28 protein-coding genes and 1 tRNA gene are annotated in these 25,631 nt (G+C 64.1%); 20 read left to right on the forward strand and 9 right to left on the reverse strand.

Annotated features, from left to right (window positions below; translation table 11 throughout):
• The 5 genes from RID11_RS15180 to RID11_RS15200 are packed head-to-tail and all read left to right on the forward strand — an operon-like array spanning position 1 to position 3,024.
• Positions 1–438, forward strand: coding sequence for an HPr kinase/phosphorylase (locus RID11_RS15180; protein WP_350140673.1), 438 nt, complete (start codon positions 1–3; stop codon positions 436–438).
• Positions 439–452: 14 nt separating this feature from the next.
• Entirely contained in the window at positions 453–1,391 is a 939-nt protein-coding gene (rapZ, locus tag RID11_RS15185) for an RNase adapter RapZ (RefSeq protein ID WP_350140675.1), read from the forward strand.
• 8 nt (positions 1,392–1,399) lie between these two features.
• Complete coding sequence (locus RID11_RS15190) at positions 1,400–1,792, forward strand: PTS sugar transporter subunit IIA (protein ID WP_350140677.1); 393 nt, start codon at positions 1,400–1,402, stop codon at positions 1,790–1,792.
• A 16-nt stretch (positions 1,793–1,808) separates the two neighbouring features.
• Positions 1,809–2,084 carry an HPr family phosphocarrier protein gene (locus tag RID11_RS15195; protein ID WP_502949360.1) on the forward strand — a complete coding sequence of 92 codons (276 nt, stop codon included), beginning with the start codon at positions 1,809–1,811 and terminating at the stop codon, positions 2,082–2,084.
• A 52-nt stretch (positions 2,085–2,136) separates the two neighbouring features.
• The gene (locus RID11_RS15200) at positions 2,137–3,024 is read left to right on the forward strand and encodes a lysophospholipid acyltransferase family protein (RefSeq protein ID WP_350140681.1); all 888 of its coding nucleotides are present in this window, start codon (positions 2,137–2,139) and stop codon (positions 3,022–3,024) included.
• 37 nt (positions 3,025–3,061) lie between these two features.
• Here the strand turns inward: RID11_RS15200 and RID11_RS15205 are convergent, their stop codons facing one another.
• Together RID11_RS15205 and cobU are read right to left on the reverse strand one after the other, a co-directional pair.
• The gene (locus tag RID11_RS15205; protein WP_350140683.1) at positions 3,062–3,634 is read right to left on the reverse strand and encodes a histidine phosphatase family protein; all 573 of its coding nucleotides are present in this window, start codon (positions 3,632–3,634) and stop codon (positions 3,062–3,064) included.
• On the reverse strand, positions 3,631–4,152 hold the full coding sequence (gene cobU / locus RID11_RS15210; RefSeq protein WP_350140685.1) for a bifunctional adenosylcobinamide kinase/adenosylcobinamide-phosphate guanylyltransferase: 522 nt from the start codon (positions 4,150–4,152) through the stop codon (positions 3,631–3,633). Before cobU ends, RID11_RS15205 begins: the two co-directional genes overlap by 4 nt.
• 107 nt (positions 4,153–4,259) lie before the next feature.
• Between cobU and RID11_RS15215 the strand changes: the two genes are divergently transcribed.
• The 7 genes from RID11_RS15215 to RID11_RS15245 all read left to right on the forward strand — a co-directional run bounded on the left by RID11_RS15215 (position 4,260) and on the right by RID11_RS15245 (position 11,603).
• The gene (locus RID11_RS15215) at positions 4,260–5,138 is read left to right on the forward strand and encodes an RNA polymerase factor sigma-32 (protein ID WP_074785847.1); all 879 of its coding nucleotides are present in this window, start codon (positions 4,260–4,262) and stop codon (positions 5,136–5,138) included.
• Positions 5,135–5,905 carry a ChaN family lipoprotein gene (locus RID11_RS15220; RefSeq protein WP_350140687.1) on the forward strand — a complete coding sequence of 257 codons (771 nt, stop codon included), beginning with the start codon at positions 5,135–5,137 and terminating at the stop codon, positions 5,903–5,905. Before RID11_RS15215 ends, RID11_RS15220 begins: the two co-directional genes overlap by 4 nt.
• Before the next feature lie 65 nt (positions 5,906–5,970).
• The gene (gene coaBC / locus RID11_RS15225; protein WP_350140690.1) at positions 5,971–7,164 is read left to right on the forward strand and encodes a bifunctional phosphopantothenoylcysteine decarboxylase/phosphopantothenate--cysteine ligase CoaBC; all 1,194 of its coding nucleotides are present in this window, start codon (positions 5,971–5,973) and stop codon (positions 7,162–7,164) included.
• Between the two features lie 40 nt (positions 7,165–7,204).
• Positions 7,205–7,660: a dUTP diphosphatase gene (dut, locus tag RID11_RS15230; protein WP_350140692.1), complete on the forward strand. Its 456-nt coding sequence runs from the start codon at positions 7,205–7,207 to the stop codon at positions 7,658–7,660.
• Positions 7,660–8,739: a HesA/MoeB/ThiF family protein gene (locus RID11_RS15235; RefSeq protein ID WP_350140694.1), complete on the forward strand. Its 1,080-nt coding sequence runs from the start codon at positions 7,660–7,662 to the stop codon at positions 8,737–8,739. The genes dut and RID11_RS15235 overlap by 1 nt, the downstream gene beginning before the upstream one ends.
• Positions 8,717–10,729: a M3 family metallopeptidase gene (locus RID11_RS15240; RefSeq protein ID WP_350140696.1), complete on the forward strand. Its 2,013-nt coding sequence runs from the start codon at positions 8,717–8,719 to the stop codon at positions 10,727–10,729. Before RID11_RS15235 ends, RID11_RS15240 begins: the two co-directional genes overlap by 23 nt.
• 256 nt (positions 10,730–10,985) lie before the next feature.
• The gene (locus RID11_RS15245) at positions 10,986–11,603 is read left to right on the forward strand and encodes a LysM peptidoglycan-binding domain-containing protein (protein WP_350140698.1); all 618 of its coding nucleotides are present in this window, start codon (positions 10,986–10,988) and stop codon (positions 11,601–11,603) included.
• A 94-nt stretch (positions 11,604–11,697) separates the two neighbouring features.
• On the opposite strand, the gene RID11_RS15250 is transcribed toward RID11_RS15245, so the two are convergent.
• Positions 11,698–12,984 carry an isoprenylcysteine carboxylmethyltransferase family protein gene (locus tag RID11_RS15250; RefSeq protein WP_350140700.1) on the reverse strand — a complete coding sequence of 429 codons (1,287 nt, stop codon included), beginning with the start codon at positions 12,982–12,984 and terminating at the stop codon, positions 11,698–11,700.
• Positions 12,985–13,136: 152 nt separating this feature from the next.
• Positions 13,137–13,580: an Lrp/AsnC family transcriptional regulator gene (locus tag RID11_RS15255; RefSeq protein ID WP_350140702.1), complete on the reverse strand. Its 444-nt coding sequence runs from the start codon at positions 13,578–13,580 to the stop codon at positions 13,137–13,139.
• 82 nt (positions 13,581–13,662) lie between these two features.
• On the opposite strand from RID11_RS15255, the gene RID11_RS15260 reads away from it, so the two are divergent.
• Both RID11_RS15260 and RID11_RS15265 read left to right on the forward strand, forming a co-directional pair.
• Positions 13,663–14,268: a LysE family translocator gene (locus RID11_RS15260; RefSeq protein ID WP_350140704.1), complete on the forward strand. Its 606-nt coding sequence runs from the start codon at positions 13,663–13,665 to the stop codon at positions 14,266–14,268.
• 366 nt (positions 14,269–14,634) lie between these two features.
• A complete protein-coding gene (locus RID11_RS15265; protein ID WP_350140706.1) occupies positions 14,635–15,597 on the forward strand; it encodes an acetyl-CoA carboxylase carboxyltransferase subunit alpha in 963 nt (320 codons plus the stop codon).
• 6 nt (positions 15,598–15,603) lie between these two features.
• Here RID11_RS15265 and RID11_RS15270 read toward each other — a convergent pair whose 3' ends face one another.
• Genes RID11_RS15270 through RID11_RS15280 form a run of 3 tightly spaced genes read right to left on the reverse strand, consistent with a single transcriptional unit; the run spans position 15,604 to position 18,144 of the window.
• Positions 15,604–16,770 (reverse strand): cation:proton antiporter, encoded by a 1,167-nt coding sequence (locus tag RID11_RS15270; RefSeq protein ID WP_350140708.1) that lies wholly within the window; start codon positions 16,768–16,770, stop codon positions 15,604–15,606.
• A gap of 3 nt (positions 16,771–16,773) precedes the next feature.
• The gene (locus RID11_RS15275; RefSeq protein WP_350140710.1) at positions 16,774–17,421 is read right to left on the reverse strand and encodes a GntR family transcriptional regulator; all 648 of its coding nucleotides are present in this window, start codon (positions 17,419–17,421) and stop codon (positions 16,774–16,776) included.
• 30 nt (positions 17,422–17,451) lie between these two features.
• Entirely contained in the window at positions 17,452–18,144 is a 693-nt protein-coding gene (locus tag RID11_RS15280; RefSeq protein WP_350140712.1) for a M48 family metallopeptidase, read from the reverse strand.
• 112 nt (positions 18,145–18,256) lie between these two features.
• Between RID11_RS15280 and RID11_RS15285 the strand changes: the two genes are divergently transcribed.
• Together RID11_RS15285 and RID11_RS15290 are read left to right on the forward strand one after the other, a co-directional pair.
• Positions 18,257–18,583, forward strand: a complete 327-nt coding sequence (locus RID11_RS15285) for a TIGR02300 family protein (RefSeq protein ID WP_350140714.1) — start codon at positions 18,257–18,259, stop codon at positions 18,581–18,583.
• Between the two features lie 84 nt (positions 18,584–18,667).
• A tRNA-Ala gene (locus RID11_RS15290) sits at positions 18,668–18,743 on the forward strand.
• Positions 18,744–18,894: 151 nt separating this feature from the next.
• On the opposite strand, the gene RID11_RS15295 is transcribed toward RID11_RS15290, so the two are convergent.
• Positions 18,895–19,371, reverse strand: a complete 477-nt coding sequence (locus RID11_RS15295; RefSeq protein ID WP_350140716.1) for an Lrp/AsnC family transcriptional regulator — start codon at positions 19,369–19,371, stop codon at positions 18,895–18,897.
• A gap of 140 nt (positions 19,372–19,511) precedes the next feature.
• Between RID11_RS15295 and RID11_RS15300 the strand changes: the two genes are divergently transcribed.
• Positions 19,512–20,531, forward strand: coding sequence for a 1-aminocyclopropane-1-carboxylate deaminase (locus RID11_RS15300; RefSeq protein ID WP_350140718.1), 1,020 nt, complete (start codon positions 19,512–19,514; stop codon positions 20,529–20,531).
• On the opposite strand, the gene RID11_RS15305 is transcribed toward RID11_RS15300, so the two are convergent.
• Positions 20,516–22,138 carry a GMC family oxidoreductase gene (locus RID11_RS15305; RefSeq protein ID WP_350140720.1) on the reverse strand — a complete coding sequence of 541 codons (1,623 nt, stop codon included), beginning with the start codon at positions 22,136–22,138 and terminating at the stop codon, positions 20,516–20,518. The two genes, RID11_RS15300 and RID11_RS15305, sit on opposite strands and share 16 nt — an antisense overlap.
• Before the next feature lie 118 nt (positions 22,139–22,256).
• Between RID11_RS15305 and RID11_RS15310 the strand changes: the two genes are divergently transcribed.
• The 3 genes from RID11_RS15310 to RID11_RS15320 all read left to right on the forward strand — a co-directional run bounded on the left by RID11_RS15310 (position 22,257) and on the right by RID11_RS15320 (position 25,626).
• Complete coding sequence (locus RID11_RS15310) at positions 22,257–23,492, forward strand: TRAP transporter substrate-binding protein (RefSeq protein WP_350140722.1); 1,236 nt, start codon at positions 22,257–22,259, stop codon at positions 23,490–23,492.
• A 102-nt stretch (positions 23,493–23,594) separates the two neighbouring features.
• Positions 23,595–24,263 carry a TRAP transporter small permease gene (locus RID11_RS15315; RefSeq protein ID WP_350140724.1) on the forward strand — a complete coding sequence of 223 codons (669 nt, stop codon included), beginning with the start codon at positions 23,595–23,597 and terminating at the stop codon, positions 24,261–24,263.
• A gap of 1 nt (position 24,264) precedes the next feature.
• The gene (locus RID11_RS15320) at positions 24,265–25,626 is read left to right on the forward strand and encodes a TRAP transporter large permease (RefSeq protein ID WP_350140726.1); all 1,362 of its coding nucleotides are present in this window, start codon (positions 24,265–24,267) and stop codon (positions 25,624–25,626) included.
• Positions 25,627–25,631: the final 5 nt, after the last annotated feature.

A 25,631-nucleotide genomic window follows, 5' to 3' on the forward strand; every position in this document is an offset into this window, starting at 1 on the left:
GTGACCGCCCACGCGCCCGCTCAAGAGATTGTCATTCATGCCACCTGCGTGGCGCTGGAAGGACGCGCCGCGCTCATTCGTGGTGCGGCGGGGCAGGGCAAGTCGGGGCTGGCCCTGCAACTCATTGCGCTCGGGGCCACGCTGGTCGCCGATGATCGCACGCGGCTCTGGCGGAACGATGATCGGCTGATCGCCGATGCGCCCGACACGATCCGCGGCCGGATCGAGGCGCGCGGGTTGGGCATCCTGCATCTGCCGCAGACCGGGCCCGCGCCCGTGGCCTGCGTGGTCGATCTGGACCGCAGCGAAACCGACCGGCTGCCGTCCCTTTGTCACGAAACCGTGATGGATCTGCGCCTGCCGTCCTTCGGAAAATCGCCGCATCCGCATTTTCCTGCCGTGATCCTGCTATATCTCAGATATGGGACGATAAGTTGAGGCCTGATGCCAGCATGACCATCAACGCGGATACAGAAGCAACAGAGGTGGCGGGAGACGGGCGCCCACGTCTGGTCTTGGTGACCGGCCCATCGGGGGCTGGGCGCAGCACCGCCATTCGGGCGCTCGAGGATATGGGCTTTGAGGCGATCGACAACATGCCGCTAAGCCTGCTGCCCCGTTTGCTGGAAGGGGGCGCGCCGCCGGACAAGCCTCTCGCGCTGGGTCTCGACGTGCGCAACCGCGATTTCTCGACCAATGCGCTGGTCGAGTTGATCGACCGGCGCGACTGGCATGCCGGGCTGCCCTTGCAGGTTCTCTACCTCGATTGTCGCCCCGAGGTTCTGCAGCGGCGCTTTTCCGAGACCCGTCGCCGCCATCCCCTTGCGCCGGCGGAAAGTGCCGAACTGGGCATCGCGCGGGAATTCGACCTGCTTGGACCGGTGCGCGCGCGGGCCGATCTGGTGATCGACACATCCGATATGTCGCCGCACGACCTGCGCGCGGACCTGGAACGTTGGTTCATCCCGCGCGGTGCCGTCCGGCTGGCAGTGTCGGTGCATTCGTTTTCCTACAAGCGCGGCCTGCCGCGCGGGCTCGACATGGCGCTGGATTGCCGGTTCCTGAACAATCCCTATTGGGAGCCGTCGCTGCGCGGTCTCGATGGGCGCGCGCCCGAGGTCGGTGATTTCGTGCGGTCTGATCCGCGTTTCGAGAGCTTTCGTGCCAAGGTGACGGCGCTGGTCGAAGAGTTGCTGCCCGCCTACGAGGCCGAGGGCAAGGCCTATCTCGCCATCGGTTTCGGCTGCACCGGCGGACAGCATCGCAGTGTTGCGATGGCAGAAACCCTCGCGGCCACCCTTGCGCAGGACGGCTGGCGCGTGTCTATAAGGCATCGCGAACTGGAGCGGCGCGGCCCTGAACTGGCCGCGCCGCCCCCATCTGAGGAGTGACCCAAGTCGTGATCGGAATCGTGATCGTGGCGCATGGCGGGCTGGCCCGCGAATATCTGAGGGCGGTCGAACATGTGGTCGGCCGCCAATCCGGTATTGTCGCGATCACCATTGAAGGCGATCATGATCGCGCGCGCAAGCAGGACGAGATCTGCGCCGCTGCGGATTCCGTCGATAGCGGGGGCGGGGTGGTGCTGGTCACCGATATTTTCGGCGGCTCGCCGTCGAACCTGTCGCTGCGTGCCTGCCGCCCCGATGATCGGCGGATTCTCTACGGGGCGAACCTGCCGATGTTGATCAAGCTGGCCAAGAGTCGCCATCTGAGCGTATCCGAGGCGGTGCGCGCCGCGCTGGATGCGGGGCGCAAATACATCGACAGTCACAATGTGACCATGGAATAAGAGGGGGCGGCAGATGATGGATAAGGTCACGCGTCAGTTGAAGATCGTGAACGAAAAGGGGTTGCACGCCCGCGCCGCCGCCAAACTGGTCGAGGTGGTCGAGGGATTTGACGCAACCGCCGAGGTGTCGCATAACGGGCAATCGGCATCGGGCGACAGCATCATGGGGCTTTTGATGTTGGCAGCGGCCAAAGGAAGCACTATTGACGTCGAAATCGCCGGGTCCGATGCGGAACCGCTAGCCGATGCGATGGCGGCGTTGATCGCGGATCGTTTCGGCGAGGACATGTGAACGCGCGGGAGACCCCCCAAGCGGGGATGAAGAGCGGAGCAGGGACGGGGCAGTGAGCACCAACGCGCAGAACGAGACCGGCAGCGAGGCCGGCGAAACGGTCCTATTCACAAAGTATGACCGCCGCAGCCTGACCTATGCCAACAGTTTCGACTCGCCCATGACATCGACGATCATCCGGGCGATGGAATGGCTGACCGGCAAGATCACCATCGTCCGCATGATCCGCCAATTCGAGAAGCGCGGCGCCCCCACCGGGCAGCCGTTTTGGCGCGCCGCTCTCGATACGATGGGGATTCCCCTGCTGACCCCCGATGAGGAGGTGCACAACATTCCCGCCGACGGTCCGGTGGTGGTGGTTGCCAACCATCCGCATGGTCTGGTCGACGGGATGATCCTGGCCGATCTGATCGGGCGGCGGCGCAGCGATTACAAGATACTGACGCGCGCGCTGCTGACCGGCATTGACGAGGTCGCAGCCTCCTACATGATCTCGGTGCCGTTCCCGCACGAACCTGACGCGCAGCGCAAATCTGTCGAGATGCGCGCCAAGGCGATGGCGCATCTCAAGGAGGGCGGTGTGATCAGTGTCTTTCCCTCGGGTGTGGTGGCCTCGTCGGACACCATGTTCGGCCCGGCGGTAGAGCGGGAATGGAACGTGTTCACCGCGCAGATGATCCGCCGGTCCGGTGCGCGGGTGGTGCCGATCTTCTTTCCCGGATCGAATTCGCGCTGGTATCAGATGGCCAACCGGATTTCGGCGACCCTGCGGCAGGGCCTCTTGCTGCATGAGGTGGTGCATAGCTGCAACCGGCCGCAGCGTCCGGTCGTGGGCGCTCCGGTGAGCAACGAAAAGATGAAGATGCTCGAAAGCGATCCGCGCGGCTTTATGGAATGGCTGCGCGCTCATACACTCTCGCTGGGAGAGCGGCAGCGCTAGCGCGGGCGGTACGGTGGGTCAGACGACTGTTGTTCGCTTACGGACAATGATTGATCCCGCGTGCCTGCCAGCCGCTCTCTTGCCAGTGCAGTTCCGTCACCGAAAGGTTCTCGATCCGGTGCGCGAAGGCGTCATAGGCGCTGATCCCGAGCGCCGCCTGCACCTGCGTGAGGATCGCACCCATATGCGCCACTGCGACGATATCGCGCCCCGGATGGGTGGCGCGCAGGCGTGTCACGGCACCCGAGACGCGGGTTGAAACCTCGTGCCAGCTTTCGCCACCGGGCGGTCGGATATCGCCGGGACGTTCCCAGAAGGCACGCAGGTGATCCTGATCGGGGATCGTGTCGAAGCCCTGTAGCTCCCACTCACCGAAATGGATTTCGCGCAAGTCACGCTCATCGGTCAGGCGCAGGCGTGGCCCGGCGATGGCATCGGCGGTGGCGCGTGCGCGGACAAGGTCGGAGGATACCACCACAGCCCCTTCCGGCAGATGCGCCGAGAGCCGCGCCAGCCGCGCGGTATCACTCAGATCGGCGGGAATGTCGGACCAGCCGACCATGGATTTGGCATGTGTCGGACCGTGCCGGACCCAGAAAAAGCGGCTCATGGCAGCACACCCTTGAGCACTTGCGGCAGGCCCGCGATCACGTGCACCACCAACCCCGCGCGCCCGGCCAAGCGCTGGTTGAGCGCACCCTGCGCATTCTGGAAGCGGCGGGCGAGGGCGTTGTCTGGGACCACCGACAAACCGACCTCGTTTGAGACCACGACCACTGGTGCGGCACAGGTGTCTAGCGCATGGAAGAGTGCTGCTTCGGCCTGGGGCAGATTGCTTTCGGCCAGCAGATGGTTTGAGAGCCACATCGTCGCGCAATCGAGCAGGACAATGTCGCCCGGCCCTGCCTGCCCAAGCGCCGGGCCAAGCTCGCGCGGGGCTTCGAGTGTGCGCCAAGCGCGGCCGCGCCGGGCACGGTGCCGCTCGAGCTTGGCGCGCATCTCGGCGTCATGCGCCTCGGCGGTGGCAAGATAGATTCGCGCGCCGCCATGGGCCGTGACCATCCCCTCGGCATAGGCCGATTTGCCGGAGGCGGCCCCTCCAAGCACCAGGGTCAGTGGCGGCAACATGAGTTTGAGACCTTTCTTATTTTGATCCGGTCGGCATGTCCCTGCGTAACACTCCGTGACTTGCTCAGAAAGAGCCATTGGCACCAGATGCATGACAGGGGGATCACATGCCACTCGATGCACCGCAGCAAAGCAACATGTCCCGCACCGCGATGAAAGCGGAAATGCTGGACGCGGAGACCGAACTCGCGCTTGCCTATGCCTGGCGCGACCACCGCGACGAGGCGGCCCTGCACCGCCTGATTACCGCCTACATGCGTCTGGCCATATCGATGGCCTCCAAGTTCCGACGCTATGGCGCGCCCATGAATGACCTCATCCAAGAGGCCGGGCTGGGCCTGATGAAAGCCGCTGACAAGTTCGACCCCGACCGGGGCGTGCGGTTCTCGACTTACGCGGTGTGGTGGATCAAGGCCAGCATTCAGGATTACGTGATGCGCAACTGGTCAATGGTGCGCACCGGCTCCACCTCCAGCCAGAAATCTTTGTTCTTCAACATGCGCCGGGTTCAGGCGCGGATCGAGCGCGAGGCGATGGCCAATGGCGAGGAATTAGACGGCTACCAGCTGCGCGAGATGATCGCCCATGAGGTCGGCGTGCCGCTGCGTGATGTCGAGATGATGGAAGGGCGTTTGTCGGGCTCCGATTTCTCGCTCAATGCCACACAATCCTCCGAGGATGAGGGGCGCGAATGGATCGACACGATCGAGGATGAGGGCGCGCGCGGCGATGAGCTGGTCGAGAAGGATCACGACTTACAGGCACTGCGCGATTGGCTGGGCGATGCGATGGGCAAGCTCAACGAGCGCGAGCGGTTCATCGTCCGCGAGCGCAAGCTGCGGGATGCGCCGCGCACGCTCGAAAGTCTCGGCGAGGAATTGAGCCTGTCCAAGGAGCGGGTGCGTCAGCTTGAGGCGGCGGCGTTCCAGAAAATGCGCAAACATCTTGAAAAGCACGGCGGCGAGGTGCAGAACCTGCTTGCATGAGCCTGCGCGCCCTTGCCCTGACATTCGGATTATGCGCCGCCCTTCCAGTGGCGGCGCAAGATGTGGTGATCTTGGGCGAGGTGCATGACAATCCCGCCCATCACGCCGAACAGGCAGCGCAGGTTGCGCGGTTTCAGCCCGCCGCCATCGTTTTTGAAATGCTGACCGAAGACCAGGCCGCGCAGGTGACAACCGAACTACGCGGCGATGCAAAGGCGCTGGCCGAGGCACTCGATTGGGCAGATAGCGGCTGGCCCGACTTCACCATGTATCACCCGATCTTCACCGCCGCCCCAGAGGCGGAGATTTACGGCGCGCTGGTGCCGCGTCCCATAGCGCGCGAGGTGTTTGACATCGGTCCGGCGAAGGTATTCGGCGAGGAGGCTGCGCGCTACGGCCTCCACCGCGGTCTCGACCCGGCAGAGCAGGCCACTCGCGAGGCGATGCAGATGGCGGCGCATTGCGACGCGCTGCCGGAAGACATGCTGCCCGGCATGGTCGCCGTGCAACGCCTGCGCGATGCGGTGCTGGCGCGGGCAGTGATCCGCGCGATGGACGAGACCGGCGGGCCGGTCGCGGTGATCACCGGCAACGGCCATGCGCGCCGCGATTGGGGCGTACCTGCGGTGCTGGCCGAGGTGGCGCCAGATCTCGACGTCTGGGTGCTGGGCCAGACCGAGGATGACCGCCCGATCGAGGGCGAGTTCGACACGGTCAAATCGGCCCCCGCCGCCGACCGCCCCGATCCCTGCGCGGCGTTTCAGTAGCGGCCCTGCCCTTGCACGCGCGCGGCACCCGCCCTACTGTCAGCGCGGCCCTGGAAGGAACGCGCATGCTCACCTCGAAACGTATTCTTCTGATCATCGGCGGCGGCATCGCGGCGTTCAAGTCGCTCGACCTCATCCGGCGGCTGCGCGAGCACGGTGCCGAGGTGACGCCGGTGCTGACACGGGCAGGCACGGAGTTCGTCACGCCGCTGTCGGTCTCGGCGCTCGCCGGGCGTAAGGTTTTCTCGGACCTTTTCGATCTGACCGACGAGGCCGAGATGGGGCATATCGAGCTCAGCCGCTCGGCCGATCTGATCGTCTTGGCCCCCGCCACCGCCGATCTGATGGCCAAGATGGCGCAGGGCCATGCGGATGATCTGGCCTCGACGCTGCTTTTGGCCACGGACACGCCGGTGCTGCTGGCCCCGGCAATGAATGTGCGGATGTGGCAGCACGCGGCGACGCAGCGCAATATCGACACACTGATTGGCGACGGCATCGGTTTTGTCGGCCCGAATGAGGGCGACATGGCCTGCGGCGAACATGGCCCCGGCCGTATGGCCGAGGTGCCCGAGATCCTCGCCGCAGTTGAGGCGGCGCTGGCAGACGGGCCACTCCGGGGGCGGCGCGTGCTGGTCACGTCCGGCCCCACGCATGAGCCCATCGACCCGGTGCGCTATATCGCCAACCGATCCTCCGGGGCGCAGGGCACGGCGATTGCGCGGGCGCTGGCGGCACACGGGGCCGAGGTGGTGTTCGTCACCGGCCCTGCCATCGTGCCGCCCCCCGAAGGCGTCGAGGTGATCCGCGTCGAGACCGCACGCGAGATGCTGGCGGCGGTCGAGGGCGCGCTGCCCGCCGATGCCGCCGTCTTCGCCGCCGCCGTTGCCGATTGGCGCGTTACCAGTGAAAGCGACCGCAAGATGAAGAAGACCGAAGGCGGGCTACCGGTGCTGGACTTCACTGAGAACCCGGACATCCTAGCGACGGTAAGCCGGATGGCCGAGGGGCGACCGCCACTGGTGGTAGGCTTTGCCGCCGAGACGCATGACGTGGTGGAGCACGCCACGGCCAAGCGCGCGCGGAAAGGCTGTGACTGGATTGTCGCCAACGATGTGAGCGCCGGGACGGGCATCATGGGCGGGGCCGAGAATGCCGTGACGCTGATCACTGGTGAGGGCGCGGAAAGCTGGCCGCGCATGGGCAAAGATCAGGTGGCGCGGCAACTGGCCGAGCGGATCGCACAGGCGCTGGCCTGAGGATTTTGGATATTTTTGGCAAGATGAAGAGAGGCCGTCCATGCTGACCGTCGCGTTTCAATGGGAGGAGGGGGCGGATCGCTCCCTGGGTCTGCCCGCGTATGAGACGGACGGGGCGGCGGGTGCCGACCTGCGCGCGAATTTCCCCGATCGCGGCGTGGTGATGCTGGAGCCGGGCGCGAGAGCGCTGGTGCCGACCGGCCTGCGGCTGATGGTGCCTGCGGGATACGAGGTGCAATTGCGGCCGCGCTCTGGGCTGGCGCTGAAATACGGGATCACCCTGCCCAACAGCCCCGGCACCATCGACAGCGATTATCGCGGCCCCCTGGGTGTGATCGTGATGAACGCCGGAGAGGAACCCTTCGAGATCGAGCATGGCGCGCGCATCGCGCAGATGGTCGTGGCCCCGGTGGTGCAGGCGCGATTCGAACTGGTCGAGAGCCTGGAGGCCACCACGCGTGGCGCGGGGGGCTTTGGCTCCACGGGTGCGCGCTGATGCTGCTGGTCGGGGTGATGGCGGCGGTGCTCTGGGGCATCGGGGCGGCGATGGGCACCCCCCGGCGCCTGCGCTGGGGGATGATTGCGGGGCTGTGGGCTGGCGTCACGCTGGCGCATCTGGTGCTGCCTTTGGGCCACCCCGTCCGGCTCGCAACCGGCGAGAGCGCGGCGCTGTGGCTGATGATCGGGGGCGCGGCGGCGCTGGTGCTGGTCTATCGTGCGGCGCTGCGCAGCTTGCGGGCACGGGCACGGGCTGGGGCGCGGGAGGCTGAGGCGGACAACAGCCCCAAGCCGCTTTTCACCGAGACCGAACTGAGCCGCTATGCCCGCCATATCGTTCTGCGCGAAATCGGCGGGCCGGGGCAGAAGGCCATGAAACAGGCGCGGGTGCTGGTGATCGGGGCAGGGGGGCTCGGCTCTCCGGTGCTGCTCTATCTCGCGGCTGCCGGGGTGGGCACCATTGGCGTCATCGACGACGACGAGGTCGACAATTCCAACCTGCAACGGCAGGTGATCCACCGAGATGCCGATATCGGTCTGCCCAAGGTGCAATCGGCCATGGCCGCGATGCAGGCGCAGAACCCTCAGGTTGTGGTGCGCCCCTATCAGCGGCGGCTGTGCCCCGAGATCGCCGAGGAGCTCTTTGCCGAATATGATCTGATCCTCGATGGCACCGACAATTTTGAGACCCGCTATCTGGCCAATGCCGCCGCCGTGGCACAGGACAAACCGCTGATTTCCGGTGCGCTGTCGCAATGGGAGGGGCAGTTAAGCGTGTTCGACCCGGCGCGCGGCGCGCCCTGCTACCAATGCATCTTTCCCGAGGGACCCGCGCCGGGGCTTGCGCCGTCCTGTGCCGAGGCCGGGGTACTTGGCCCGCTGCCCGGCGTCGTGGGGGCGATGATGGCCGCCGAGGCGGTAAAGCTGATCACCGGAGCGGGTCAAAGCTTGCGCGGCGAGATGCTGATTTACGACGCACTTTACGGCGAGAGCCGCAAGATCGCGCTCAACCGCCGGTCGGATTGCCCGATCTGCGGCGACAAAGGAGAGAGACATGACCAACCCGTTGCTGGCTGAGTGGGACACGCCCTTTGCCCTTGCCCCGTTCGACGCGATTTCGGACGAGGATTTTGCCCTCGCCTTTGACGTCGCGATGGACAAGGCGCGGGCCGAGGTGGTGGCGATCGCTGACAATCCCGACGTCCCGACCTTCGCCAACACGATCGAGGCGCTGGAAGCGTCGGGCAAGGCGCTCGACAAGGTGCTGTCGGTGTTCTTCACCGTGGCGGGCGCGGACAGCAACCCAAGGCGGCAGGAATTACAGCGCGACTTTGGCCCGAAGCTGGCGGCCTACTCCTCGGAGCTTTATGGCAACAAAGCGCTTTTCGCGCGGGTCGAGGTGGTCTGGCAGGCGCGCGAGACGCTCGACCTGACGCCAGAGCAGCAGCGCCTGTTGATGCTGACGCATCGCGCCTTCCGCCGGGCGGGCGCGGCGCTGACTGGCGAGGAAGACAAACGCATGCGCGCGATCATGGCGCGGCTGGCGGAACTGGGCACGGCGTTCACGCAGAACCTGCTGGCGGATGAGGCGGGTTGGCATATGGAGCTTTCGGAGGCCGACCTGGAGGGGCTGCCGGACTTCGTGATCCGCTCTGCCCGCGCGGCGGGGCAGGAAAAGGGGTCGGATGGCCCCGTCATCACGCTCTCGCGCTCGCTGCTCGTGCCGTTCCTGCAATTCTCTCCGCGCCGCGACCTGCGCCGAAAGGCGTTTGAGGCATGGGGCTCGCGCGGGGTCATGGGCGGCGAGACCGACAACCGCGCCATTGCCGAGGAAATTCTGCGCCTGCGGGCCGAGCGCGCGGCGCTTTTGGGCTACGACAGCTTTGCCGCCTACAAGCTTGAAACCGAGATGGCCAAGACGCCGGAGGCCGTGCGCGACCTGCTGATGGCTGTCTGGGAGCCGGCCAAGGCGCAAGCCGAGGCCGATGCGGACAAGCTCACCGCGATGATGCGCGCCGACGGGATCAACGGCGATCTGGAGCCTTGGGACTGGCGCTATTATTCCGAGAAGCTGCGGCAGGCGGAGCATGATCTCGATGAGGCCGCGCTCAAGCCCTATCTCTCGCTCGACGCGATGATCGAGGCGGCGTTTGGCTGTGCCAACCGGCTGTTCGGGTTGGAGTTCACGCCGCTTGACGTGGCGCTCTACCACCCCGATTGCCGGGCGTGGGAGGTGACGCGAGACGGGCGGCATGTGGCAGTCTTCATCGGAGACTACTTCGCGCGCGGCTCCAAGCGCTCAGGCGCGTGGTGCTCGTCGATGCGCGGTCAGGCCAAACTGCCAAAGGTGCAGGGACCGGTGGTGATCAACGTGTGCAATTTCGCCAAGGGCGATCCGGCGCTGCTGAGCTATGACGACGCGCGCACGCTGTTCCATGAGTTCGGCCATGCGCTTCATCACCTGCTGTCGGATGTGAGCTATGAAAGCCTGTCGGGCACATCCGTGGCGCGCGATTTCGTGGAACTGCCGAGCCAGCTGTACGAGCATTGGCTGGAGGTGCCGGAGGTGCTGGAACGCTACGCCACCCATGTCGAGACCGGCGCGCCGATGCCGCCCGAGATGCTGGATCGACTGCTCAAGGCGACGACCTATGACATGGGCTTCCAGACGGTGGAATACGTGGCCTCCGCGCTGGTCGATCTGGCGTTTCACGAGGGCGCGCCGCCCGAGGATCTTATGGCGGCGCAGCGCGATGTGCTGGATCGGTTGGGCCTGCCCCACGCCATCACCATGCGCCATGCAAGTCCACATTTCGCGCATGTGTTTTCCGGCGACGGCTATTCCAGCGGCTATTACAGCTACATGTGGTCCGAGGTGATGGATGCCGATGCCTTCGCCGCCTTCGAGGAGGCGGGTGGCGCGTTCGACACCGCGCAGGCGCGGGCGCTGGAGCGGCATATCTTGTCGCAGGGTGGCTCGTCGGACCCGGCCGAGCTCTATACCGCGTTCCGCGGACGGCTTCCGGGGGTCGAGGCGCTCTTGCGCGGGCGTGGTTTGGCCGCCTGATTGCCCTGAGAGCGAGAGATCGCGCTGTTTTCGGGCGCGATCCGCATTTTTCGAATCAGTACTTATTGACGGATTCGTCCTGTCTGGACTATATCTTGTGATATTCAAACCGAGGGCCCTCTAATCTCTGTGGCCCCGGCATATATGGGGGGTGAACGGTGCATTCATGCGCTAAAGGACGGCTGACATGCGCCCGAGCGCCTGCGTTTGTCCCGCATCTGTCGCCGAACGTCATTGACGAGTTTAGGAGTTTTCCATGTTGCGTGTGTCCCTGATCGCGGCGGCCTTTCTGGCGGTGACCATCGCCTTGGTGCTGATGCAGCCCGGCAAGCCGCGCCGCATGGCCGCGCCGGAGATCCCGCTGGTCGGGGATGTGACGCGCAGTGGCCCCGATCTGGCCGAGGTCGGCGCCGCTGTGGACAAGCCAGCCGATCCGCTGTTGCCGAGCGTACAGGCGGCGCTTGATCCCGGCGCGTCGGCACAGTCCCCAAGCCCCGAACAGGTCGCACCAAGATCGGCAAGCGGTCTTGAAGGCATGGTGATCGAGGCATTGGGGCAGGGCCAGTCCGAAAGCTATATCGACGCGCTGGTCAATGACGCGGCGCAAAAGGGCCGGGTCGAGGTGCCGAGCGCTCTGGTCACGCCCGAGGGACGGGTCGATACCGCCGTGCTGCTGAGCGCGCTGTCGCAACCGGCGCGCCCGCGCGTGCCGCCAAGCTATACCGTCGCCACCGGCGACAGCCTCGCCGCGATCGCCTATCGGTTCTACGGTAATCTGAACCGGCAGGCGGATATCGTCGCGGTCAATCCCGATACGCTCGGGGCGGGCGCCCGCCTCACGGTGGGGCAGGTGATCAACCTGCCCGCCGACTAGAGCCCCCGGAACGCAATACAGGTTACGATGGCAGGAATGATCGAGGGGCCGAACCAACGGCCCCCTTTCATTTTGTGGACGGTGCCAATCGCCGTCAGCCGCGTGCGCGTTGCGGTGCTGTCGTCGTGGCTTGGCGTTTGCCGGATAGTCTGCGCAGGGCGCGCGGGATAAGCCCGTGCTCGGCGATCCAAGCGGAATAGGCCTGATAGTCGGGATCGGCCATCAAGTGCTTTTCCTCGGTCTTGGCGCGCATGAAATAGACGACATTCACGAGGCCGAGCAGCACGCAGTTGCGGATCGCGACCACCGGATCGTCTGCTGTGGTCAGAAACGGCATGGCCGCGAACCACCAGTAGATATTCTTGGACAGATAAGCTGGATGCTTGAAGTAACGGTAAGGGCCGACGGTCACGATTCCGCGATTGGTCAGGTTCGAAAAACGAATGCCGAAGATCACCGTCGCCGAGGCGTAAAGCGCCGTAAGAACGGCCATGATGACGCCCCACACGATCAGTAGGGTGGGCATGTCGGCCAGCCAGATCTTCCAGCTTTGGCCGTCGATCATGTAGTTCAGCGGTCCATCCCCCTTGATCAGCGAGAACGGCGGGTAGCAGATCAGCGCGAACACCCAGGCAGATAGATAGGGGTTGGCAGAGCGGATATGGCTATCGAGCGGGCGGAAGGTCATCACATAGCCGAATGTGCCGAAGCAGACGTCGAAGAGAAACATCAGCGCGATCACCGTGACGAAGAACGGCACGATCCCGGAAAAGACATTCTCGGTCGCGAAATGGACCAGAGGGCCAAAAACGGCAGGGATGATCGAGAAGAGAAAGGCGAGAAAGAACATCTTGATGCCCCAGCCGATCAGGTGGTCCTTGATCGCCTCCATGTCGACATCGTCACGTCCACCGGTCATCAGGCGGCCGAATTGCCACAGCTTGTCGCGTGGCTCTACCATGTAGCGCGTGGTCAGCAGGACATAGACCGGGCAGAGCGCCAGGAACATCGGGCCGAACACGCCAAGCGTCCAGAAATAGAAGGTGAAACCATCATTCTGATAGGTGTGCAGGATCTGGTAGCCGAAGGCGATCAGGCCGAAGGTGGCCGCGAGCCCCACGAGCTTGACCCCGACGATTGGCCAGATATCGGAATAGGGGTGCGGATTGGACCAGTCCATGCCGGTGGACGGGCGCAAGTGCACCTTGTCGACCAGAACATCCCACAGCGCCGAGGTCACAGCGGTTCCGATCAGCAGCGCAAACGTCAACGTGAGCGCGTTCCAGCCCGATGTGATGCCGATGATCAGCAAGACCGCAAGCGTCACCGAGCCCGCAATGCCCGAGCCGATGCTGACGGCTGATTTGGGGTGCTCTGTCATGCCTCGTGCCTTTTTCTTGATCGTGCGCAGTGCCATGTCGCGCTGGTGTCCCTTTTTGAACGCAAGTATCGGGTGAAACTGTGGCGTATACGCGGAAAAAGGAGGGCTTTCACCCCCGATTGTTCAGGGATTCGGCTCGTTTCGGGAACGGTTCAGCCGCGCGCGTCCTTGGGCGAGCCCATCACCACATAGGAGGTGATCGCGTTGACCTGCGGCAGGGTACCGAGCACTTCGGTGTGAAAGCTCTTGTAGGCGGGCAGGTCGGCCACCTCGACGCGCAGCAGATATTCCACCGCACCCGTGGTATTGTGGCATTCCACCACTTCGGGGGCGCGCGCCATGGCGCGCTCGAACGCCTCCTGGCTGGCCTTGGTGTGGCTGTTGAGTCCGACGGTGATATAGGCGGTGAAGCCTATCCCGAGCGCCGCGCGATCCAGCACCGCACGATAGCCAGCGATCACCCCGCGCCGTTCGAGATCCTGCACCCGGCGCAGACAGGCCGAGGGCGATAGACCTACGCGCTCTGCCAATTCAAGATTGCTGATCCGACCGTCGCGAGTCAGCTCCTGCAATATGCGTTCGTTTATGTGGTCCATAATCGTCATTGATTGCAAACATCACATAAAATCACAATAAAACGCAATTCAAATGCGCAAGATATCGCATATAGTTGCTTTCATGACATTCGATCTCTTTACCGCACTCGCGACCTTTGCCTTCGTCACGGTCATCACGCCGGGGCCGAATAACCTGATGCTGATGGCGTCGGGCACGAATTTCGGTTTTGTCCGCACCATCCCGCATATGCTCGGGATCGGTCTGGGCTTCCCGCTGATGGTGTTTTGCGTGGGCATGGGGGTGATGCGGGTCTTTGACATATGGCCGCTCAGCTACACGCTGCTCAAGGCGGTGTCGGTGGCCTATCTGTTGTTTCTGGCGTGGAAAATCGCCAATGCAGCGCCGCCAAGGGCGGCCGAGGGGCCGGCGGAAGGCAAGCCGCTGACCTTCCTGCAATCGGCGGCGTTCCAATGGGTCAATCCCAAGGCCTGGAGCATGGCACTCTCGGCGATCACGCTCTACGCCGCTGGGCGCGATCTGATGGCGGTGCTGTGGGTTGCGGGGGTATATGTGGGCGTTTCGGCGATCAGCACGACGGGTTGGACCGTTCTGGGCCAGCAGGTGCGCCGTCTCTTGAAGAACCCCACCCGGCTCCGGGTGTTCAACTGGGTCATGGCCGTGTTGTTGGTGGCGACACTGGTGCCTGTGCTCTGGCCTGCGGGCTAAGGGTGTTGCGAGTGGCCTGAAGCTGCCGTTGACATCTAGGACCAATGCGCGGAATCGAGGTGCCGCAGGCACCGCCGCGCAGCGCCCGGCCGCCCCCTCGGGCGGGCGCTTTTGCAACGTTTCAAGCCATTGAATACGCGGGAGTGTTTGGCTGGCATAAAGTGCGGTCCACCGAGGTTGCTGCGCCCACCCGGCGGTCGGGCGCCGCGCGGCTCATCTCGTTAACACCAAAGGTCCACTTCAGGCCATTCTCGCCGCCCGTCTCCTCGGGATCAGGTCGATCAGGCGCGCAACGGGTTCTCATTGCAAAACCGGCCCAAGCCAGCCATATAACGCCGCGACACGCAACGGGATGAGCTGATCGCGATGACCAATTACCTCGACTTTGAAAAGCCTCTGGCGGAAATCGAAGGCAAGGCCGAAGAACTGCGCGCGCTGGCGCGTACCAGCGAGGGGATGGATGTCGAGGACGAGGCGGGCGCGCTCGACCGCAAGGCCGCCGAATTGCTGCGCGATCTCTACAAGACACTCACCCCCTGGCGCAAATGCCAGGTCGCACGCCATCCCGAGCGACCGCATTGCCGTGATTACATAGACGCGCTGTTTTCCGAATACACGCCGCTCGCTGGCGACCGCGCCTTCGGCGAGGACGAGGCGGTAATGGGCGGGCTTGCGCGCCTTGATGATCGTCCCGTGATGGTGATCGGCCACGAAAAGGGCAATGACACCAAGAGCCGCCTGACCCGCAATTTTGGCATGGCGCGCCCGGAGGGTTATCGCAAAGCGGTGCGCCTGATGGAGATGGCCGACCGCTTCGGCCTGCCGGTGATCACGCTGGTGGACACGCCCGGTGCCTATCCCGGCAAGGGCGCCGAGGAGCGCGGGCAATCCGAGGCCATTGCACGTGCCACGGAAACCTGCCTCGGCATCGGCGTGCCGCTGGTGTCGGTGATCATCGGCGAGGGCGGATCGGGGGGCGCGGTCGCCTTTGCCAGCGCCAACCGCGTCGCGATGCTGGAACATTCGGTCTATTCGGTGATTTCGCCCGAGGGCTGCGCCTCGATCCTGTGGAAGGATGCCGAGAAGATGCGCGAGGCCGCCGAGGCGCTGCGCCTGACTGCGCAGGACCTGATCAAGCTGGGCGTCGCCGACCGGATCATCGACGAGCCTTTGGGCGGCGCGCACCGCGACCCTGCGGCGACGATCAAGGCGGTGGGCAAGACGATCACGGCTATGCTGAGCGAATTGGCCAAAAAGGACCGCAAGGCGTTGATCACGGACCGCCGCCAAAAGTTTCTCGATCTCGGCAAGAAGGGCCTCGCCGCCTGAGCGCGTTCAGCGCCGCGCCCTCTGCACCCGGCGAATGGCGATCAGGGTCATCACCGGGCCGATCAGTTCGAACACCACCGTGGAGCCGATGGTGAGGGTGAGGATCATTTCGCCATGCTGCGGAAACTCGCGCGCCGCGATCAGCGCCATGCCCACGGCAACCCCCGCCTGCGGCAGGAGTGCCGCCCCGCACCAATTGCGTTCCAGCGCCGGGAGCCCCGCAAGCCGCCCGCCGATCCATCCGCCCGCGATGCGCGCGACGCTGCGCAACAGGATGAAGAGCCCGCCAATAAGGCCGATCCCCGCCAGCAGCGACAGATCAAGCCGCGCGCCCGCCAGCAGGAAGAACAGCACCATGAACGGCCATTGCAGGTGCTCGATCTCGTGAAAGGCACGCTCGTGATGGCGGGCGAGATTGGCGATCAGCATGCCCGCCACCATGCCTGCGATAAGGAATGAGACATCGAGCCAGATCGCGAGCCCGGCGGTGAGACAGACCAGGCCGATGGCTTCGGTCTCCAATGGCTCGCCCTGGCTGAGCCGCCCGGTGAGATAGGCGGCGGGCCAGCCGATGAGACCGCCAAGCGCCACCGCGCCGCCGATCTCCCACAGTGCGCCGGTGAGCAGCCCCGCGCCCGCGCCCCCCGAGAGCATATGCGCGCCGACGGCGGCCAGTGAAAAGGCCAGCAGCCCCCAGGCGTCGTCAATGGCGACGACCCCGAGGATAAGATCCACAAACGGACCCTCGGCCCCCGCCTGCCGTATCGCGTCCTGTGTCGCGGCGGGGGCGGTTGCCGTGGCGATGGCCCCAAGAAGCAGCGCCACAGGGGCAGGCAGACCGGCGAGCCACAGACCGAGGCTGACGGCCGCCATAGTGATCAGAACGATGCAGACCGAGATCAGCAGGATCGCACGGCCATGCTGTGCCAGCCGGTCTAGGGTCAGGGAACTGCCCAGAAGAAAGGCGACCATGGTGAGCGCCATGACCGACAGGAAATCGTAGAGCGAGCGCATTTCCGGCGGGATGAGGTCAAGGCCAGAGCCGCCCACCGCGATCCCGCAGGCCAGAAGCAGCGTGACCCGGGGCAGGCTGGTGCGCCGCCCGACCGTGTCGGCGGCGAGCCCCACCAGAAACAGCGCGCCAAGCGTGGTCAGAAGCAGTGCCAGCTCCATCGCTCAGCCCACCAGCATGCGCAGGCCCTGTGTCACGTCCGAGCGCACCGCGAGGCGCAGGCTCGGCTCGTCCCCCGCCTTGAGCGCCGCGATGATCAGGCGGTGATAATGCGGCGGATCCTTGCGCCGCAACCGCCCGTAGAGCGCGCGCATGGTCGGGCCAAGCTGCAGCCAGACGGTTTCGGCCATGGCCAGCATCGCCGGGGCCTGCGCGCGCAGATAGAGCGTGCGGTGAAATTCGAGGTTGCGGCGGATATAGGCGACGGCATCCTGCCGGGCGATATCCTCAGTGATCCGCGCGTTGATCGTCTGAAGCCGGTCAATCAGCGCGATATGCGCGCGCGGCAGGGCGCGGCTTGCCAGTTCAACCTCCAGCAATGAGCGCAGGGCGGCCAGTTCCTCAATCCGTTCATTGCTGAGTTCCGGGGTCGAGACGCGCCCCGAGTTCGACATGGTGAGCGCGCCCTCGGCGGAGAGACGGCGCAGCGCCTCGCGCGCGGGCGTCATCGAGACCTCGAATTCGCTGGCGATGCCGCGCAGGGTCAGCGCCTTCCCCGGCGCGATCTCGCCATGCATGATGCGACTGCGCAAGCCGCGATAAACGCGGTCATGGGCCGCCGGGGCCGGATCGGGGCGGGGCGAAATCAGCATGCGACCATGTGATCACAAATCGCGCCGGGGTCAATCGCTGAAACGAAAGCGGTGCAGGGCAGCCCCCTCGCGGCGCAGCCAGCGGCGCGGCGTCTCGTAGCCGGGAGAAAGCCGCGCCACCACCGCCCAGAAGGCGGGGGAATGGTTCATTTCTGCAAGATGCGCCACCTCATGCGCGGCGACATAATCCAGCACCTCGGGCGGGGCCATGATCAGCCGCCAGGAATAGCTCAGCGCCCCACGCGAAGAGCACGACCCCCACCGCGAGCGGGTGTCGCGCAGGGTGATGCGGGTATAGCCCTGACCCAGCCGTGCCGCATAGGCGTCCGACGCCGCCGCCAGCCGGTCGCGCGCGCGCGCCTTGAGCCAGCCTTCGAGCCGCGCAGGCAACTGCGCCTCGGGGCCTGGCACCTCAATTGAATCGGCGCGCAGGCGCACGCCCCGGCCCGCCCCAGACCCGATTCGCAAAAGTCGTCCTTCAATCGGTAACTCGATCCCTGCTGCCACGCGCAGGCAGTCCGGCCGCCCGGCCAGTTGTGCGCGCAGCCAATCGCCCTTGGAGGCCGCGAATGTCAGCGCCTCGGCCTCGCTCACCCCGCGTGGCACGGTGAGGGTCACGCGCCCGTCAAGCCCCGAGACCCGCAGCGAAATTCGCCGCGCGCGGGGGCTGTGCCGCAGGCTGACGGCAACAGGGGGGTTGCCTGAAAGGAGATGTTGGCCCATATGGCCTCCGAACCGGGTGTCGCATGCCGCCGCAAAGCCTTTGACAGCGCAAAGGTGTTATGGCAGGGGACGCGGATCACCTGCAAGAGATGTCAGTGAAAGAGGATCACCCATGGCCAAGGAAGAATGGGGCGTCAAGCGTCTGTGCCCGACCACCGGCAAGCGCTTTTACGACCTGAACAAGACCCCGATCGTCAGCCCCTATACCGGCGAGGTGGTGGAACTGGCCACCGGCAAGACCCGCTCCATGCGGCCCGATGCCGAGGACGCGGAAACCAAGAAGCTGAAGACCGGCACCTCCGAGCAAAGCAGCGACCTGATCGATGATGAGGAAGATGTCGATGTGGATATCGACGACGACCTGCTGGAGGATGACGAAGACGATGATGTCTCGCTCGATGATATCGCCGACGTCGCCTCTGACGACAACGAGATGTAAAGATCACCGGGCGGGATTTTCCTCTTGATCCCGCCTGCCGCTTTGCCTAGATAGCGGCGCACGGCCCGACGCGGGCTTGGTTTCGGGGCCTTAGCTCAGCTGGGAGAGCGCTTGCATGGCATGCAAGAGGTCAGGGGTTCGATCCCCCTAGGCTCCACCAAAACCCTACAGATCAATATGTTAACTGAAGATTAGAGTGGTGTGACACACAGGTGTGACACAAGAGGAAGCTGCATGCGTATCTGAGCCAACCCCGACACGGTATCTTTTATTTTTGCTGGCCACTGCCAGGACATGATCAATCGGCCCGCCTAGAACGCCAGCGGTGCGTTTTCCTTGATCTCCTTCAGGACAAAGAAGGTGCGAATCTGCCGGACACCAGGCAGCGCGATCAGCATCTTGTTGTGCATCGTGTTGAAGTCATTCATGTCGCTGACCCGGATTTTCAGCAGGTAGTCGAAATCCCCGGCGACCAGGTGGCAATCGAGCAGTTCCTTCATATCCGACACCGCCGCCTCGAACGCCGCGAAACTTTCCGGGGTCGAGCGATCGAGCACGACACCGACCATCACCAATGTGCCCCGCGCCACCGAGGCCGGGTTCACATGCCCCATGACCCGCGTGATGTGCCCTGCCTCGAACAGGGCCTGCGTGCGCCTGTGGCAGGTCGCCGGGCTGACATTCACCGCCTTGGCAATCTCGGCATTGGTCAGCCGCCCATCCGATTGCAGATGGCGCAGGATGTTCTTGTCGATTCGATCTAGTTCCGGCATGAGAGAATCTTTCATTTTTCAGTCTCCGAAATCCCAAATGAACATCAAAAATGCAATAGATTAATTTATCGCGTAAGTTTCCGGAGTAATTTCGAGAACACCTTTCGCAGACTTTTTGCTAGCCTTTCCCGTAAAGCAAAACAGGAGACTGCCCCATGTCGCTTCTCGACACGTTCGACCGCTACCCGCTCACTTTCGGAAAGACAGCCATCGAGCGTTTGCCGCGCCTGACCGAGGCTGTTGGCGCAGGCGTGGAGTTCTACGCAAAGCGTGACGATTGTAATTCGGGGCTGGCGTTTGGCGGCAACAAGCTGCGCAAGCTGGAATACATTGTGCCCGATGCCATTGCGAGCGGTGCCGACACGCTGGTTTCGATCGGCGGGGTGCAGTCCAACCACACCCGCATGGTCGCGGCGACGGCGGCCAAGATCGGCATGAAATGCGTGGTCATCCAGGAAAAATGGGTGCCGCATTACGATGCCGTCTATGACCGGGTGGGCAACATAATGCTGACCCGGTTGATGGGCGCAGATTCGCGGCTGGTCGATGACGGGTTCGATATCGGCATCCGAAAGAGCTGGGAAGACGCGATCAAGTCCGTCGAGGATGCGGGCGGCAAGCCTTACCCGATCCCCGCAGGCGCCTCGGTGCACAAATACGGCGCGCTCGGCTATGTCGGCTTTGCCGAAGAGGTGGCCGAACAGGAGGCCGAGCTTGGCTTCACCTTCGACTATATTGTCGTCTGCGTCGTCACCGGCTCGACGCAGGCTGGAATGATCGTCGGCTTTGCCGCGCAGGACCGCGCCGACCGCGTGATCGGGATCGACGCCTCCGGCACGGTGGATCAGACGCGTGATCAGGTCCGCTCGATCGTGGATAACACCGCTGATCTGGTCGGGCTGGGCCGCAAGGTGCGTGAGGATGAGATTCACATCAATCCCGATTACGCCTATCCCGCCTATGGCGTGCCCTCCGAGGAAACCAACGATGCCATCCGCCTTGCCGCCCGAACCGAGGCGATGATGACCGACCCGGTCTATGAGGGCAAATCCATGCAGGGCATGATCGACCTTGCCAAGAAGGGGTTCTTCCCCAAGGGATCAAAGGTGCTCTATGCCCATCTCGGCGGCGCGCCCGCGCTCAACGGCTACAGCTATTACTACAAGGACGGCTGAGCGGCGTGATCCTCGAGGATCATCTCCGAGGCTTTTTCCCCGATCATGATCGCAGGTGCGTTGGTGTTGCCCGAGACGATCTCGGGCATGATCGAGCAATCGGCGACGCGCAGCCCGGTGATGCCGTGGACGCGTAGCCGCGCATCCACCACCGCACCCTCACCTTGCCCCATCTTGCAGGTGCCGGTGGGGTGGTAGATCGTGGTGGAATAATTCCGCGCCCAGTCGAGCGTGCCCTCGTAATCGTCGAGATCGAGCGAGGCGTCGGGGCGGAATTCCTCGGATATCTTGGTGGTCAGCGGTGCGTGCCGGGCGATGCGGCGGGCAATCTTGATGCCTTCGACGATGGTCCGGCAATCGGTCTCGGTCGACAGGTAATTGGGGTGAATTTTAGGGTAGGTGCGTGGATCGGCTGAGGCGAGGCGGATTTGCCCCCGGCTCTCTGGCCGCAACTGGCAGACCGACATGGTGAAGGCCGAGAAGTGATGTGGCCCCTCGCCGGGGCTGTCGGCGGACCAGGGCTGTACGTGGAACTGGATATCGGGGGTCTCGACATGATCCCCGGTGCGCATGAACCCGGTCGCAAGGCTTGCCGCCATCGCCATAGGCCCCGCGCGGAACATCGCGTATTTCAGCGCGATCCGCGCCTGATCGAACAGGCTGCGCACTTCGTCGTTCAGCGTCGGCTCATTGCATTTGAACACCAGCCGCGCCTGCAGATGGTCCTGCATGTTGCGGCCCACGCCGGGCAGGTCGCATAGCGGCTCGATGCCGTGCTCGGCCAGATGCGCGGCCTCGCCCAGCCCCGACAGCATCATCAGGTGCGGCGAGCCGATGGCCCCCGAGGACAGGATCACCTCGCGCCCTGCCTTTACAACGTGCGGCACCCCGGCGCGGTCGCGATAGGCGACGCCTGTGGCGCGCGTCCCGTCAAAGGTGATGTGGCTGGCCTGCGCGCGCGTCAGGATCGTCAGGTTGTCGCGTCCTCGCACCGGGTTGAGAAAGGCCACCGCAGAGGAACACCGCCGCCCGTTGCGCGTGGTCAACTGGAAATAGCCCACGCCTTCCTGAGTGGCCCCGTTGTAATCGGGATTGAATGGATAGCCCGCGTCTTGTGCGGCGGCCACCCAAGCATCGCAGATGGGCCGTTGCAGGCGCATGTTCGACACCGACAGAGCCCCCTGATCGCCGTGATACTCATCCGCGCCCCGTTCCTGCCGCTCGGAGCGCTTGAAGAGCGGCAGCACGTCGTCCCAACCCCAGCCCGGGTTGCCCATCTGCGCCCAGCGGTCGTAATCCTGCGGTTGGCCCCTCACGTAGAGCAGCCCGTTGAGCGAGGATGACCCGCCCAGAACCTTGCCGCGCGGCCAGTCGAGCGCGCGACCATTGAGCCCCGGATCGGGCTCGGTGCGGTAGCACCAGTCGACGTTCGGGTTGTGCATCGTCTTGAAATAACCCACCGGAATATGAATCCACGGGTTCCAGTCGCGCCCGCCCGCCTCCAGCAGCACGACCTTGGTCTTGGGATCGGCGGAGAGGCGATTCGCCAGAACGCACCCGGCAGAGCCCGCGCCGACGATCACGTAATCCGCTGATATCTCCGACATTTCCCTGTGGCCTTTCGTTCTGTGCGCGGGGTGGACAAGTTTTTCCTTGCCAGATTGACCATAAGTCGAGCAATATTGAGACTGCAAGTATCAAAATTGCAAAACCAGGGAGGAAACCATGAAAGCATCGAAAGCCCTAGCCGGGATTTCCCGGAGGGATTTATTCCGTCTGTCAGGTCAGTTCGGCCTGTCATCCGTGGTCTTGGGCGCGGGTGCGCTGACGGGGGCGGTCAGCCTGCCATCCCTCGCGCGCGCCGCCGAAAGCACCTATGAGAAACGCTTTGCGAAAGAGCCCAAGCACACGCTGAAACTGGGCGCTGCCGGCTTCAACGCGCGTAACCTGCTGATCGAACGCGCCGGCGTTCTGGAATTCGCCCGCGATCTGGAGGAGCGGACCGAGGGCGAGATCCGGGTGGAATTCATCGGCGACAACCAGATTTGCGGCCAGCTCAACTGTGTCGAGAAGACCCAAACCGGCGTGATCGACATGTACGCGGCCTCGACCCAGAACTCGGCGGGCGGTGCGCCCTATCTCAACGTGCTCGATTATGCCTACATGTTCCCCAGCCGGGCAGCGCAGTATCATTTCCTCTATTCCCCGGCCTCGCAGCGCATTCTGCGCGATCCTCTGGAAAAGCGGCATGGGCTCAAGTTCCTGTTCTCGCACTGCGAATTGCGCGGCATCCAGCTGGGCAACAACTTTGCCGAGAAACCCACCGTGACCAAGCTCGAAGAGCTGTTCGGCACCAAGAACCGCGTCACCGGCACGCAGTTGGGCCGTATCGCGATGCAGCTTCTCAACCTCAACCCGGTGCCGGTGGCCTGGGAAGAGACATTGGACGGGCTCAAGCAGGGCCTGATCGACGGCGCGGAAACCTGGGCCTCCGCCGTGGCCTATGCCAACATGTCGCCGGTGGTCAGCCAGTCGGTCGATCTCAAGTTCTTCTGCGGGACCGAGCACACCTCAATGTCGGCGCGGGTGTTCGACGAAATGGAGGCGCATCTGCAGGACGCGATCATGGAATCAGCCTATCTGGCGCAGGTCCATGTGCAGGCGGCGAACGAGGCGGCGCTGGTCAAGACCGTCGGCTTCTCGGATCCGCAGCTTCCCGGCACGATCTTTGCCGAGAATAATGTGCGGCCTGCCTTCCTTGCAGACGATCAGATCAAGATGGCCGAGGAAATGTGCTCGCCCGAGTTCAACCCGGAGCCCTGGGCACAGTGGCGCGAGCGGCTCAACAACTGGGCCGGGGGCATCGACACCTATCAGGAGATCTACGACGTCGCCCGTGAGATCCCAGTCGATACGCTGCCCGAGAATGTCGAGCCGCGCCGCTGGTGGCGGTCGGCCTGACACGCTAGGCTCTGATCGGGCCGCGCGTCTGGCGCGCGGCCCGTTTCCAAGCCGCCGAGACGTGCGGCCAAGACATACGGCAACCCAAAGGGAGGAGTGGGCATGACCGGCTGGTTTCAGGGCACCGAAGAGATCTTCAGTGCCCTCGCCTCGGGCGATTCATGGATGTTGAGTGAAGCGATGCGCGCACCCGCGGTCTGGCCGCTGGGCCTGATCGCCATGCTGGTGGTGGCGGTCGGATTTCTGATCCTATACCGTGTCGTGCCCTGGGCCGAGCGTAATTTCGAGCAATCGCTGATGGTCATCTCTTACCTCGCCATCGGCGGCATCATCTTTGTCGAGGTGTTCCGCCGCTTCGTGCTGTCACAGCAGGTGCCGTGGTCCACCACATTGCCGCCGTTCCTCTTTCTCATCATGACGTGGTTCGGGTGTTCCTTTAACGTCAAGCTGCGCACACATCTGGCCTTCGCCGAGTTCCGCACCGCGATGCCGCGCGCCGGGCAGATGAGCTGCCTGATGCTGGATGCGGTGCTGTGGATCGGGTTTTCCTGGGTCGTGGTCGTCACATCGACCAAGGTGGTGGCCAATTCCGCCGCCAATTTCCAGATCATGCTGGGCACCGACAACGTGATGCAGTGGTGGTTCCTCTTGTCGGTGCCGCTGGCCTTTACCACGCTGGTGGCGCGTGTGCTCGAGAACGTTGCCACAGACATCGCCAATTTCAGGCGGGGCAACACCCTGATCACCCAGGCCGTGATCGGAGGCGACTGACATGACCGATCCATCAACGCTCGTCACGCTCATTTCCATCGCGGTGACGCTTCTCTTCATGCTTGGCGTGCCGGTCTTTCTGGTGATCGGCTATTGGGTGATCGGCGTCTCCTTCGTCCTCGGCATGCCGCTCCAGAATATCGGCGGGGCGCTGGCGGATGTGTTCACCGATGGCTTTGCGCTGCTGGCCATGCCGCTCTTTATCCTGACCGGCGACCTGATCAACCGCTCCGGTATCGCGCGCCGACTGTCGGATTTCGCCTATGCCTGCCTCGGCTGGATACGCGGCGGGCTGGCAATGGCGAGCCTCGGGGCCTGCGGGCTCTTTGCCGCGATCTCCGGCTCCAACTCGGCCACCACGGCGACCATTGGCTCGATGCTGCATCCCGAAATGGTCAAGGGCGGCTATGACGAGCGGTTCTCGGCGGCCACGGCGGCGGCGGGCGGCACGGTCGGGATCATCATCCCGCCCTCGATCATCTTCATCGTCTACGGCTTTCTGCTCAACCTGCCGATTTCAGAGCTGTTCGTCGCGGGCATCATTCCGGGCGCGCTGATGGTTGCGGCGATGATGTTCGCCGCCTTCCTGATCTGCTTCAGCAACAAGTGGGGCATTCTCATCGCGCTCAGCCCGATGCGGGTGATCAAGACCGCGATCGGCGCATGGCTCGGCTTTTTCGCCATCGGCCTCGTGCTCTGGGGCATCTATACCGGCAAGTTCTCGCCCACCGAGGCGGCGGGCGTGACCGTCGGCTTCTGCGTTATCGTGGGCTTCATCAGCCTGCCGCTCTACAAGATCATGGGCGGGGCCAAGGGCCGCGATGTCAGCGAAAAGAGCGTCTCGGAAATGCTGGTGGTCGAAGGGTTCAGCCCGCTGGAACTGCCCTCGATTACCATGCGCTCGGCGCAGATCACGGGCATTCTGGCACCGCTCATCGCGGTGTCGGTGGTGATGCAGCAGATCCTGTCGGTTCTGGGCGCACAGGAACTGATCGGCAATTTCGTGACCTCCATGGGCGGCTATTACGCGGTGCTCTTTACCTCGATGGCGATTGTCTTCGTCTGCGGCATGGTACTCGAAAGCCTGCCGGTGACGATCATCCTCGCGCCCATCCTGGCACCCATCGCGCATGAGGTAGGTGTCGAGCCGGTGCAATTCGCGGTGATCTTCCTTGTGGGGGCCTCAATCGGGTTCATCACGCCGCCTTACGGGCTTAATCTCTACGTCGCATCCGGTGTAACGGGCGTTCCCTATTTCCGCCTGTTGCGTTACACGGTCCCGTATCTGGTGGCTTTGCTTTCGGTCTGGTTCATCGTGGCCCTCGTTCCAGAGCTTTCGACGGCCCTGCTTCCGAACCGTTGACTATG

Origin of the sequence: Roseovarius sp. (genome assembly GCF_040219995.1) — a bacterium.
GTDB lineage: Bacteria > Pseudomonadota > Alphaproteobacteria > Rhodobacterales > Rhodobacteraceae > Roseovarius.